A 12,504-nucleotide genomic window follows, 5' to 3' on the forward strand; every position below is an offset into this window, starting at 1 on the left:
TTTCGTTGCCCCTCTGGAACAACACAGGCGGACGATGGTGTCCACACCATTCGCCTCTTTCGAGCAATTATCCGGATGTTCAATGCACAACTGATGTCGTCTATGCTGAACAGCAATAGCTTAAGGTCAACGGAGTCAACGACATGAATAACCACGAACTGCAAAAACGCCGTGAAGCGGCAGTGGCACGTGGCGTTGGCCACGCCACTCAGCGCTACGCCGTCAAAGCGGAAAACGCCGAGATCTGGGATGCCGATGGCAACTGCCTGATCGACTTCGCTGGCGGCATCGGCGTACTGAACACCGGTCATCGGCATCCAAAAATCATGGCAGCCGTGGAAAAGCAACAACAGGCATTTATTCACAGTTGTTTTCAGGTGATGCCGTATGAGCCTTACATTGCGCTGGCCGAAAAACTCAACGCGCTGGCGCCGATCAAAGGCGAATGCAAATCGGTGTTTTTGACCACCGGCGCCGAAGCAGTGGAAAATGCCGTCAAGATTGCTCGCGCCCATACCGGTCGGCCCGGTGTGATCGCATTCAGCGGCGGTTTTCATGGCCGCACGATGATGGGCATGGCGCTGACCGGCAAAGTGGTGCCGTACAAACTCGGTTTTGGTCCGTTCCCGGCCGATGTTTATCACGCCCGTTTTCCGCACCCGTATCATGGCGTTTCGGTCGAACAAGCCTTGTCCGATCTGGAGCATTTATTCAAAACCGAAATCGATCCGCGTCGCCTCGCCGCGTTCATTCTCGAACCGGTGCAAGGTGAAGGCGGTTTCACGGTGACGCCTCCGGAATTCATGCGCAAACTGCGGGAAATCGCCGACGCCCACGGCGCCCTGATCATTGCCGATGAAGTGCAAAGCGGCTTTGCCCGCACCGGCAAATTTTTCGCGATGGAACATTACGATGTCCAGGCCGACTTGATCACGGTGGCAAAATCGATCGGCGGTGGCTTTCCATTGTCTGGCGTCATCGGCAAAGCCGAGATCATGGATGCACCATTACCCGGCGGGCTTGGCGGTACGTACGGCGGCAACCCGGTCGCCTGCGCGGCAGCCTTGGCTGTCATTGATGTCATCGAAAACGAATCGCTGCTCAAGCGCTCACAGGAACTGGGCGAACGATTCAGGAACGCGATGAAAGATCTGCAACAGCATGCGCGTCTCGGTGTCGGGGAAATTCGCGGCCTCGGTGGCATGGTGGCGTTTGAAGTGATCAAACCCGGCAGCAGCAATACCCCGGACCCGGATCGCACCCGGTCGCTGGTATTGGCGGCCGCAGAAAAAGGTTTGCTGTTGCTGTCCTGCGGTGTTTACGCCAATACCATTCGGGTGTTGGTGCCGTTGACGATCAGCGATGACTTATTCACGACGGCGCTGTCACGCTTACAACGAGCGCTGGAGCAGGTTGCCGACAAAAATTAATGCTTCAGGGTCTCGGCAAGCTGCGTCAATAAACTACGAAAGCCCTGATCTTCCCGGGTGCTACGCTGAAAAATCGCGTTCACCCGATCAGCCGCCTCGTTCAGCATATTGCTGAGCCGCTCTTCTTCAATGTTCGTCAAACTCAGGCGCGGAAACTCCGCGCTCAAATCATTCAGGATCTTGTCGAGCTCGGCGCTGCTGCGCGCGGTCATCGCCAGCTTGGCGTTTTCCATGTCGGCAATAATCTGCTGCAGAATAATCACGGTGGTTTGAATCCGATTGGCACGCTCCTGAGCACGTTTTTCCAGGATCAGTGCCGCGATGCGTGCCTCCAATGCACTGGCGAGAAAATACAAATGGTCTTTCAGCGTGCCGTAATATTCGGTCTGCTGAATCGGCATATTGCGCACCAGAATCGCGACATGCGCGAAATTGATCACGGTACGCGAGCCGAAATCATAGAAGCGGCCCAATCCGCGCGAGCTTTCAATGATTTCCTGTTCAATATTGCGTAACTGACCGTCATCGGAGAAAAAATCGATGCCGCGATCATGAAACACGCCGACGCTGGCATGCAGTTGCCATTCGTTCAACACTTTCAGTGCCGCCCGCACCACCTGTTCAAAACTGATGCAGGAAAAGCCATGTTCCATGAATTGCAGTAGGCGACCAAGCCGAGCGTTCAGATTCATGCTGTGCGCGGCGACCGCATTGGATTCATCAAGCTGGCGACGCATCGCGTCCGATTCCTGATGCTTTTGCCATAGCCGCTGTGTGCGTGCGGCTAGCACGGCGCTGTGTATCGGCAAGTGCGCGTAGTCATAACCGCCGCGGGTCAGATCACGTAATGAGGCAACCGGGAAATCCTGCTCGATCAAAAACAAGATAAACGGCAGCGCTTCGGCATGCTCAGCCAACAACTCACGCAAGCGCCTATCGAAATCCGGCAAGCGGGTATCAACAAATACGATATGCACATCGGGCGCTTCCGGTGCCACACAACGCAAGCCAGCCTCAGCAAAGGCGCTACTCCAGGTGGCCTGCTCGGCCGACTCAGCAATAAATGCAACGTTGAACACCTTGTTCTTTGCTCCCTGCTGACGCGATGAATGTGCTGCCGTGGGCTTTTTTCGAGGCGACCGGAATTAACGGACACGTTCTCATCATAGACGTCCGTCATCGCTTTGCCATCGATGACGAAAATTTTTCTTGGTAAGCAGCGGGTCAAACCCGGCTGTAGCGCGCCTTATCGGACATCCAACGCTGCGTCAACGCCTTTGCCTGAGTAGGGTAATGTTCGGTCAACTCGCGCGCCAGCTGTTGGGCGACCGGCACCCAGCGCTGATCGCGGGCGATATCGGCGATACGAAACGCGACCGCACCGGTCTGGCGGGTGCCAAGCAATTCACCAGGGCCGCGCAGCGCCATGTCTTTTTCTGCGATGACGAAACCGTCATTGCTCTCGCGCATGATCGCCAACCGCTCGCGCGCCTGTTGCGACAACTGGCCGTGATAGAGCAGCACGCAGTAACTTTGCTCAGCGCCGCGCCCAACGCGGCCGCGCAACTGGTGCAATTGCGAAAGACCCAAGCGTTCGGCGTTTTCGATAATCATCAAGCTGGCGTTCGGCACATCGACACCGACCTCGATCACCGTCGTTGCCACCAAAACATCCAGTTCGTGTTGCTTGAACGCATCCATGACCGCCTGCTTGTCGGCCGGCTTCATCCGGCCATGAACGATGCCAACCCGCAAGCCCTGCAATTGCTGCTGCAAGTATTCAGCCGTCGACTCCGCAGCATTGGCTTCCATCACTTCCGATTCTTCAATCAGCGTGCACACCCAATAGACCTGTTTGCCCTGCGCGGCCGAATCGCGCACCCGCTCAATCACCTCATCGCGGCGGCTGTCGGGAATGACAACGGTGCTGATCGGCTTGCGTCCTGGCGGCAATTCATCGATGACCGAGATATCCAAATCGGCAAATGCCGTCATCGCCAGCGTGCGCGGGATTGGTGTTGCGGTCATCACCAATTGATGCGGCACCGTCTGTTGTTCGCGACCTTTTTCAAATAGTTGCAACCGTTGATGAACACCGAAACGGTGTTGCTCATCGATGATCACCAGCGCCAGGTTGTTGAACGCCACACCTTCCTGAAACAAGGCATGGGTGCCGACGACCAGTGCCGCCTCGCCTGCTGCAATCTGCGCCAGCACTTTTTCGCGCGCCTTGCCTTTGATCTTGCCGGCGAGAAAATTGACCTCAATGTTCAGCGGCGAAAACCAACGCTGAAAATTGCGGTAATGCTGCTCTGCCAATAATTCGGTCGGCGCCATCAACGCCACCTGAAAGCCGGCACCGATAGCGGTAATGGCCGTGAACGCGGCAACCAGCGTTTTGCCGGCACCAACATCGCCTTGCAGCAGCCGCATCATCGGTTGCGGGCGTTGCAAGTCTTGACGGATTTCCTGCAACACCCGTTGCTGGGCACCGGTCAAAGCAAAACTCAAGCTGTGCAACAGCACCTTGGTCAGCGTGATTTCACGGGCAATTGGTTGCGCCAGCAAGCCGCGCAATTTTGCCCGTGCGGCGGCGAAACTCAGCTGTGTCGCGACCAATTCTTCCAATGCCAAACGAGCAATGGCCGGGTGTTCGCCGAGCAATAATTGCGCCGCGGAATCCTGGGCACGCGGTGCATGCACGATCTGCAGCGCCCGATTCAAATCCGGCAGCTGATAACGCTGCAGCAGATTTTCTGGCAACAAATCGGGCAGCGGCGATGTCATCAAACGGCTCAACGCCAGTTGAATCAGCTTGCGCACACTCAGTTGCGACAAGCCTTCGGTAACCGGATACACTGGCGTCAATGCGTCGGCGACCGGCACTTCACTACCGGGATTCAGCCACTGCAATTCTGGATGCACCATTTCCAGGCCGTGCTTACCGAAACGCGGTTCGCCATAGACACGCGCCCGACCGCCCTGCTGATAGCGCTGCTGCATCGCTTTATTGAAATGAAAAAGCCGTATCTGCATGCTACCGCTGTCATCACTGACCGTGGCAACTAACGATCGGCGCCGACCAAACTGGATTTGCGCGTATTCCACTTCGCCAACAATTTGCGCCGTTTGTTTCGCCTGCAATTGTCGAATCGGCGTGATGCGGGTGCGGTCCTCGTAACGACTCGGCAAATAGAACAGCAAATCGGCAACGGTTTGAATACCGAGTTTCGCCAGTTTCTCGGCAAGGCTAGGACCAACGCCTTTCAGCGTCGAAACGTTTTGCTGTTCCAGAGCCGTGTTCGCACTCAAGCTCATGACGACACCCGCTTTTGCGCAACAAAGCGCTGCACAGGTCGACCGTCGCCGAGGCTTTCGATGCGATCGAAGATGATGTCGAGCTCGGCGAACACCTGCGCCAACTCACCCGGTTGCAACAAGTATTTCGGATTGCGCGGGCTGCCAAATTTTTCGGCGCCGACAGCAAAGGTTTCGTAGAGTAAAAATCCGCCCGGCATCAGTGCATCGGCAAGTCTTGGTAGTAATGGCCGATACAGAAAACGCGCGACATGCAGCAAACTGAATTGCGCGCTGGGCAACTGAAAGGATTCGTGTTCGATATCGGCCGCCTGCCAATCCACCTGCAACGGATAATAGCTGGCCAGTGACACGCCACGTTGCAAAGCATCAGTGTGATAATCCATGGCGGTCACGGCAAAGCCATTCAGCGCCAGATAAACCGCGTCACGACCACTGCCACACGCCAGATCGATCGCTCGCAACGGCAATTGCTGTTGCATCAGGGTTTGTTTGATCGCCTCGAGATGACAGGCCAGTACCGTGCTGGGTTGCCATAACCGCACCGAAGATTGACCTTGCGCCAACAAGCCCGCTTCAGCCAACAAGCTTTGCAATTCCACTGACCAGGCCACGGCGATTTGCACCGGATACTGCCAATCGCGCAAGGCTTGCGCTGCTTGCTGCGGATGGTCGGCAATCACAATCAGCGTCGTATTCGGCGGCGGCAATTCCTGACGACGGGCAAACAGCTCCGATTCGGGAATGTTCAGGGCATCACGGCAATGGCCAGCGCGAAATACCTCCGCTGCGCGCAAGTCGAGCACCGGCACACCGGCCTGCAAACCGGAACGCAACCAGGCAAAAGCGAAAGAATCTTGCGACGACACCAGCGATGGACCTTGTTCCGTGGCAAAGCGGAAATCTTATCGTAAAACGCGCCGTGCTCGTCGAGTTTCAGACTGACTTACGCGAATAATCAAGGTTCAAAGCTGCTCATTGCCGGTAAAAGGAAGCGCGTGCCGCGAAACTCCAGCACGGCGCCATCGGCAGTGATGGCCAGCAATTTCAAATCCGGCGTCAGCGTTTGTCCCGGCTCGATACTGCTGCCGTTGATCATGACAAAACTGGATTTGGCATCGGTCGAGTAGATATGCGAGTTCATCGTCAGCGGCGGCATCTCGCTGCGCAGATCGCGCGGCAATTCGTACGCACGCGGCACCGGCCCGTCGATAACAAACTCAGGGGCTGATGCGTTTGCGGGTGCCGGTTTGTTGGCGGTAACGACCGGTGCCTTCTCGACGACACGATTTCCAGTGCGCACCGGCAGGCTGGGCTTTTCTCTGACCTTGATCGGTTGCTCACTGTTTGGTGTCGTCGCTGCCGGCGTTGTCGATACCGATGCGCTTGGTGCGCTGCTCGCCGCCGTTACTGGCACCGGTGCCGCATCATTAACGGTTTGGTTACGCCACAACATCAGCGCCAACAAAAGGCAAATGACCGCCAATAACGCAGCAATGACAATCAGCCACGGCGAACGTGATTCACTTTCTTCACCGGCTTCCCATTCCTGGATCGGCGTATGCAGATTCGGCACATTTTGTTGCCGCTCCTGTTCGGATTTGCGCAGGGCATCGAGCAAGTACGACATCAAAACACCTCAAAAAAGGATCGCGCGAGGGCAAGCACTTAGCTTTCACCATCTTGTTGCAAACGTGGCATATGGGGATTCTGGGCGGTCCATAGTGCCAACACCGTCTGGGTGCCGGCAATACCATCCGGTATCAAGCCTTTCGAGCGTTGGAAATCTTTGACCTGTTCGGCGACCTCACTATCGAACACCGATTTTGCGGCGCCAACCTGCTCACCGCGGTGGCTGGCCAGCGCCGACACCAACCACATGACGGCATCGCCGCTCATGCCTTGCATCAACGGCCGGTTGTACGAAGGCGGCGTTTGCCAGACCAGCTGATATTCGCCAGTCCAGTAATGGGTGACGACATCGAGCGGTGCTTCCACTTCCAGGTTGTCGACAAACAACACCGCTTTGTCTTTGCGCTTGGCCGCCATCGTCACCCAGAACAAACCGTTCTGATCGCTGTGCAGTCGCAGCGCCACCGGCACGTTGAATTGCAGCAATTGCAGCATGTCGGCAAAACCATTTTCGCAGCGCATCGCGTTGGCTTCGGCGAACGGGCACATCGGGCCGTCGCGATAAGCATCGAAATCCAGTTGCCACAGCGCCATCAGATTTTTATGCGCCATTTCACCGCGCCGATCCGGCTCAGTGCCGGCAAGGATCTGCTCGACTTCGATATTGCTCGGTGGCGGCGCTTCAGCAATTTCGCCGGTGACAATGGGCAATGGCGCGGGTTCGATTTGTGTTGCTGCCGGTTTTATCGCCGCGCTGTCACGCGAGGCCGTTTCCGGCCAGATCACCACACCAACGGCCGCGACCGACGAGGCAATCAATACCGACGCCGCAATCGGCAACCAGCGTTTTTTCGCCGGCGCGGCAATGCGCAGATAATGAATTTCACCAAGCACTTCGCGCGCGGCGTTCTGCACCATTTTCTCATCGATTTGCTGACGGCCACGGGCAAAGCCGCCGAGTAGCGCGCGTTCACCAATGGTGTTGATCAAACGCGGAATACCTTCGCTGAATTTATGCAACGCGCGAATGGCTTTGTTGGCAAACGGCGATTGCGCCAGACCGGCGACCTGCAAGCGATGATTCACATAGGCGCCGACTTCGGCAACATTCAAAGGCAGCAAATGAAAACGGGCGGTGATGCGCTGCGCCAGCTGACGCAATTCCGGCTCGGCGATGCGCGCCAGCAATTCTGGTTGGCCAACCAGAATGATCTGCAGCAGTTTTTTCTCGTTGGTTTCCAGGTTGGTCAGCAGCCGCACCTGTTCCATTGCCTCAGAAGTCATTTGCTGGGCTTCGTCAATCATCAGCACGGTGTTCAAACCGCGGCGATGATGCTCCAGCAAACGTTCAGCAATAACATCGGTCAGCGCTTTTAGGCTACTCTTGGCATCCGGCAGCGCGATACGCAGCTCATCACAGAGCGTTTGCAGCAGCTCAATGGCCGAAACGCGCGGGTTCAGCACATAAGCCAGGCGCACGTTTTCCGGCAGTTGCTCAAGCAGACAGCGGCAGATCGTGGTTTTGCCGGTACCGACTTCACCGGTCAGCAAAATGAAACCGCCGCCAGCGCCGACGCCATACATCAGATGCGCCAGGGCCTCGCGGTGACGCGCACTCAAGTACAGATAACGCGGATCCGGTGCGATCGAAAACGGGCTTTCCTTGAGGCCAAAATGTCCCTGGTACATGCGTATTTCAGTAAAGGATAAAAACCAGCGGGGATAATACCCCCATTCGTGCAGCAATGATCGCTTGTGCGACCACCGCGGCCGAGGCCGGTCTGAATGGCGGATTCCGGCCCTGAATAGCGGCACCAAGCCGCCTGAACAAAGGCATTCACTACACTATAAGTATGATGAAAACCTATCTCGTTGGCGGCGCCGTCCGCGATCAACTGCTTGGCCGCACGGTCAAGGAGCGCGATTACGTCGTTGTCGGCGCCAATCCGGAAACGATGAAAAACTTGGGCTTCCTGCCGGTCGGCAAGGATTTTCCGGTGTTTTTGCACCCGGAAACCAAGGCCGAATACGCGCTGGCGCGCACTGAGCGAAAATCCGGCAGTGGCTATCACGGCTTTAAATTCCAGGTCGATGCAGAGGTGACGCTGGAGCAGGATTTGCAGCGTCGCGACCTGACCATCAATGCCATGGCCGAAGAAGCAGACGGCACCATTATTGATCCCTACGGCGGCCGCGCGGATCTGGAAAACCGGATATTGCGCCATGTCTCGACGGCCTTTGTCGAAGACCCGCTGCGGGTGTTGCGGGTCGCGCGTTTTGCCGCCCGTTATCATGACTTGGGCTTTACCATCGCGCCGGAAACGCTGGCGCTGATGCAGCAAATCAGCGCTTCCGGCGAGTTGCAAGCGCTGACCCCGGAACGGGTCTGGCTGGAACTCAGCAAGGTGCTGGCCGAAGATCGGCCGGATGTATTCATTGAGGTGTTGCGCGAGGTCGGCGCGCTGAAAATCCTGCTGCCGGAAATCGATGTGCTGTACGGCGTGCCGAACCCTGCGCAGTGGCATCCAGAGGTTGATACTGGCGTACACACGATGATGGTCTTGCGTATTGCCTGCGATCTCACCGACAATACGCGGGTTCGCTTCGCCGCATTGGTGCACGATCTGGGCAAAGGCGTCACGCCATCAAAATTCTGGCCCAGTCACCGCGGACACGAAGAGGCAGGTGTACCGATCATCGAAACCCTCTGTGATCGGTTGCGAATTCCCAACGATTTTCGCGACCTGGCCGTATTAACGTCGCGCTTTCATCTACACTTTCATCGGGCCTTCATCTTGCGGCCCGGTACCGTACTCAAGGTGCTGATGCAGACCGACGCATTGCGGCGTCCGGAACGTTTCCAGGAATTGACCATCGCTTGCGAGAGCGATTACCGCGGCCGAGAAGGCTGGCATGAACGCGCTTACCCACAGCGTTCCTATTGGCAAGAAGCATTGAAAACGATTCGAGCAGTCCCTGTACAACCGCTAATCGAACAGGGCTATACCGGCCAACACTTGGCAGAAAAATTATCTGAGTTACGCGCACAAGCCATTGCGGAATTACGTGCGCGTTTAGCACACGACAGCACGGAGCTGGCATGAAACCACGCAAACCCCCCCCCCCCGGTCAGCGCCGGGATAGGCAGCAAGATCCCAACCGTTCACAACGCAGTCAACAACGTTCCAAATCCCCTCGCTACGACAGCGAATCCCTTTCCCGCTCCCGCGGCTTGTCGATTCACACGATGGATCAATCGGTCATTCAATCTTTTGAAAACAGCGAAGCGCTGACCGGCCGTCGCCCAAGCAATAAACGCGGCGAACGTCCTGGACATCAGGGTCATCGTCGCGGTCCCGGCGTGCACAATCCGGATCCTTACGACGATATTCGCGCCCAGCAACGCGCCGAAGGTTTGCAGCGTCGCCGTCAACAGGAAGACGAGTTCGAAGACAACGTCGGCAACCGTGCGCCAGGTAACGAACGCCATGAGCACCGCGGTCGCGGCCCACGCCCGGATCGCAGCATTAAAGTCTGGCGTCCGGAAGGCGAACAGCAAGCCAATGAAGCCTCACCGGCACGCGAACAAGAAAGCGGCGAACGGCCACAACGTGGTGGTCGTCATGGTCGTCATCAACAACGTGATCGCGGTGACCGCGGTCCACGCGTGCCAGGCAGCGGTTTGCATCGCTCGCGCCGTCGTTTGCAGCGTCAGGAAGAAGAAGCAGTTCAGAGCGTCGAAGGCGCCGAAGTCGCAGGCGAAAAGCCTTCCAATGCCCAGCGCCGCGACGAAACGAGAATTCACGGCGTCAATGCCTGCCGGGCATTTTTCGACAAGCGCAAGGACGATTTGATCCGTGTGTATTTAACGCAGGAACGCTCCTACGAATTCACCGATGTGATGAAACATTGCGTCGATAATCGTCTGGCTTATCACATCATTCCGGCCAATGAATTATCACGCGCTGCTGAAAGCGAACACCATGAAGGCGTTTGCTTTCTGATTCGCAAACGGGTGACGCTGCAACTGGAAGAATGGCTGGCGACGCTGCCAAAAAAAGGCAGCGTACGCACGCTGGCGATGGACCAGGTCGGCAATTCACACAATATTGGTGCCGTGATGCGCACCGCCGCCCATTTCGGTGTAGATGCGGTGCTGATCAGTGCCGGCACGCCGATTCACAATGGCTCGGCAGCGCGCACCGCCGAAGGCGGTTTTGAATCGCTGACGCTGGTTGAATACCGCGACCATATTGCCGCCATGCAAGCGCTGCGTGACCATGGTTTCGAGATCATCGCGACCGCCGGCAATGGCGACAGCGAACTCTATGAACAGAAACTGCCAAAGCGCGCGGTGATTTTCTTCGGTGAAGAAAAAGAAGGTCTGGCGCAAACGCTGCTCGACGGCGCCGATATGCGCTTGCGCATTCCCGGCAGTGGCCAGGTACAAAGCCTGAACGTCAGTTGCGCCGCGGCCGTTGTGCTCGGCGAATGGTTCCGCACCACGCGCAAGAAAACGGTCACGGCAGAGGTTGCCGAACCGGTAGTCGAAGCTTAAACCATCCAAGCGCCCGGCCCTTGCGGGCCGGGCGCTGTTTTTCCCCGCCTTTTCGAGTTCCGTTATGAGCGCCGTCCGTTTTGCCCGCACCCGTTTTCGTCAGGCCAGTGAATTGCTGGCGCTGGTGTTGCCAGGTCAATACCCTGCCGATTCCGTTATCGAGCGCTATTTCAAAGCGCACCGGGAAATGGGCAGTCAGGATCGCGGCTTTGCGGCCGAAACGGTTTACGGTTGCTTGCGTCGCTTAGGCGAAATTCGCGCGACGATTCAGCCGTTGATTGACGATATGAACGAGGAACGGCAAGCGCCGTATATCACTGCCGCTTATCTGGTGATGGCGCAAGGCTGGCAAACCAAAAGTTTTGCTGACACCGAGTTCAATCGCGAAGCGGAAACGCTGGTCAAACAGATCCGCCAGTTCGATAAAACCCGCTTGAGTGAAGCTGAACGCTGCAATCTCAGCGATACCGTTTACCAAGCGCTGAGCACAACGTTTACCTCCGATGATATTCAACGATTGGCACAGGCCCTGAACCAGCCGGCCCCGGTCGATTTGCGCGTCAATACCGCCAAAACCGATCGCGAACGCTTGCAGCGTGAACTCGGTGCGCAAGGTTTCGATTGCGAACCGACGCGACTGTCTGTCTGGGGATTGCGTCGGGCTCAGCGCGGGCCGCTGTTCAATACTCCGGCATTCAAGCAAGGCCAATTCGAATTGCAGGACGAAGCCAGCCAACTGGTTTCCTGGCTGCTGGCACCGAAGCCGCGCGAAACGATTGTCGATTTCTGCGCCGGTGCCGGCGGAAAATCACTGCACCTTTCGCAGCTGATGCGCAATCGCGGCAAGGTTATCGCCTGCGACATCTCGGCGCGCCGCTTGGAGCAAATGAGCCCGCGCTTGCGCCGTGCCGGTTGCGATAACGTGCAGTTGCAGCCACTTGCTGACGAGCACGATCCGATCCTTGGCAACTGGCGCGAACAGGCCGATGCGGTGCTGGTCGATGCGCCCTGTTCCGGCACCGGCACCTATCGCCGCAATCCGGATTTGAAATGGCGGTCGCTGGATTTGCCGGCTTTGAATGCACTGCAAGCCTCGATTCTGCAATCCGCCGGTCGTTTGCTGAAACCCGGTGGCCGCTTGGTGTACGCCACCTGTTCGGTGCTGAGCCAGGAAAACGAAGCCATTGTCGATCAATTCCTGGCGGACCATCCACAATTTGAACGCGTCGGCGTTGATCGCCAGTACGAAGACAGCGAGGCGATTCTCGCTTCCTTGCAGACGATTGATGCATCGGCAGCAGAAGCGCTGCGTACGCAAGGAACGCTGCGTCTTTACCCGCATTTGCATCAGACCGATGGCTTCTTTGCCCAACGCTTGCAGCGCAAGGCTTCAGCCTAACTTTTTCGTACAGGCTGTTTTTGCTTGCAGCGGCGCTTTTCCGGCGCCGCTTTCGCTGAGCGCGGCATCACCCACGCGCAATAAAAAATCGTTCGCCACAGAAAGATGACAAGCCGATCAACATCGGCTATATCTGGACGCCTGTTCATTGACGACCCGGGCGAATA

At 57.0% G+C, this 12,504-nt stretch carries 9 protein-coding genes; 4 read left to right on the forward strand and 5 right to left on the reverse strand.

Annotated features, from left to right (window positions below):
• The first annotated feature begins 143 nt into the window (after positions 1–143).
• Positions 144–1,430 carry a 4-aminobutyrate--2-oxoglutarate transaminase gene (gene gabT, locus E2H98_RS06980; RefSeq protein ID WP_133588528.1) on the forward strand — a complete coding sequence of 429 codons (1,287 nt, stop codon included), beginning with the start codon at positions 144–146 and terminating at the stop codon, positions 1,428–1,430.
• Here the strand turns inward: gabT and E2H98_RS06985 are convergent.
• The 5 genes from E2H98_RS06985 to E2H98_RS07005 all read right to left on the reverse strand — a co-directional run bounded on the left by E2H98_RS06985 (position 1,427) and on the right by E2H98_RS07005 (position 8,069).
• Positions 1,427–2,509: a response regulator gene (locus E2H98_RS06985; RefSeq protein ID WP_133588526.1), complete on the reverse strand. Its 1,083-nt coding sequence runs from the start codon at positions 2,507–2,509 to the stop codon at positions 1,427–1,429. The two genes, gabT and E2H98_RS06985, sit on opposite strands and share 4 nt — an antisense overlap.
• Before the next feature lie 145 nt (positions 2,510–2,654).
• A complete protein-coding gene (gene recG / locus E2H98_RS06990) occupies positions 2,655–4,748 on the reverse strand; it encodes an ATP-dependent DNA helicase RecG (RefSeq protein ID WP_133588524.1) in 2,094 nt (697 codons plus the stop codon).
• A complete protein-coding gene (locus E2H98_RS06995; RefSeq protein WP_133588522.1) occupies positions 4,745–5,617 on the reverse strand; it encodes a methyltransferase domain-containing protein in 873 nt (290 codons plus the stop codon). The genes recG and E2H98_RS06995 overlap by 4 nt, the downstream gene beginning before the upstream one ends.
• 89 nt (positions 5,618–5,706) lie before the next feature.
• A complete protein-coding gene (locus tag E2H98_RS07000; RefSeq protein ID WP_133588520.1) occupies positions 5,707–6,378 on the reverse strand; it encodes a general secretion pathway protein GspB in 672 nt (223 codons plus the stop codon).
• A gap of 38 nt (positions 6,379–6,416) precedes the next feature.
• Positions 6,417–8,069: an ExeA family protein gene (locus E2H98_RS07005; protein WP_133588518.1), complete on the reverse strand. Its 1,653-nt coding sequence runs from the start codon at positions 8,067–8,069 to the stop codon at positions 6,417–6,419.
• A gap of 167 nt (positions 8,070–8,236) precedes the next feature.
• Here E2H98_RS07005 and E2H98_RS07010 point away from each other — a divergent pair, with 167 nt between their 5' ends.
• From E2H98_RS07010 to E2H98_RS07020, 3 genes are all read left to right on the forward strand, one after another.
• On the forward strand, positions 8,237–9,484 hold the full coding sequence (locus tag E2H98_RS07010) for a multifunctional CCA addition/repair protein (protein ID WP_133588759.1): 1,248 nt from the start codon (positions 8,237–8,239) through the stop codon (positions 9,482–9,484).
• On the forward strand, positions 9,481–10,938 hold the full coding sequence (locus E2H98_RS07015) for a tRNA/rRNA methyltransferase (protein ID WP_157591287.1): 1,458 nt from the start codon (positions 9,481–9,483) through the stop codon (positions 10,936–10,938). Before E2H98_RS07010 ends, E2H98_RS07015 begins: the two co-directional genes overlap by 4 nt.
• Before the next feature lie 64 nt (positions 10,939–11,002).
• Positions 11,003–12,337, forward strand: coding sequence for an RsmB/NOP family class I SAM-dependent RNA methyltransferase (locus tag E2H98_RS07020; RefSeq protein ID WP_133588514.1), 1,335 nt, complete (start codon positions 11,003–11,005; stop codon positions 12,335–12,337).
• The last annotated feature ends 167 nt before the right edge of the window (positions 12,338–12,504 follow it).

The organism is Permianibacter aggregans (genome assembly GCF_009756665.1).
GTDB lineage: Bacteria > Pseudomonadota > Gammaproteobacteria > Enterobacterales > Permianibacteraceae > Permianibacter > Permianibacter aggregans.

Excerpts from the sequence above, each read along its gene's own strand:
- gabT (WP_133588528.1), top strand. The coding sequence starts at position 144 with ATGAATAACCACGAACTGCAAAAACGCCGTGAAGCGGCAGTGGCACGT.
- recG (WP_133588524.1), bottom strand. The coding sequence starts at position 4,748 with ATGAGCTTGAGTGCGAACACGGCTCTGGAACAGCAAAACGTTTCGACG.
- E2H98_RS07000 (WP_133588520.1), bottom strand. The coding sequence starts at position 6,378 with ATGTCGTACTTGCTCGATGCCCTGCGCAAATCCGAACAGGAGCGGCAA.
- E2H98_RS07005 (WP_133588518.1), bottom strand. The coding sequence starts at position 8,069 with ATGTACCAGGGACATTTTGGCCTCAAGGAAAGCCCGTTTTCGATCGCA.
- E2H98_RS07010 (WP_133588759.1), top strand. The coding sequence starts at position 8,237 with ATGAAAACCTATCTCGTTGGCGGCGCCGTCCGCGATCAACTGCTTGGC.
- E2H98_RS07015 (WP_157591287.1), top strand. The coding sequence starts at position 9,481 with ATGAAACCACGCAAACCCCCCCCCCCCGGTCAGCGCCGGGATAGGCAG.
- E2H98_RS07020 (WP_133588514.1), top strand. The coding sequence starts at position 11,003 with ATGAGCGCCGTCCGTTTTGCCCGCACCCGTTTTCGTCAGGCCAGTGAA.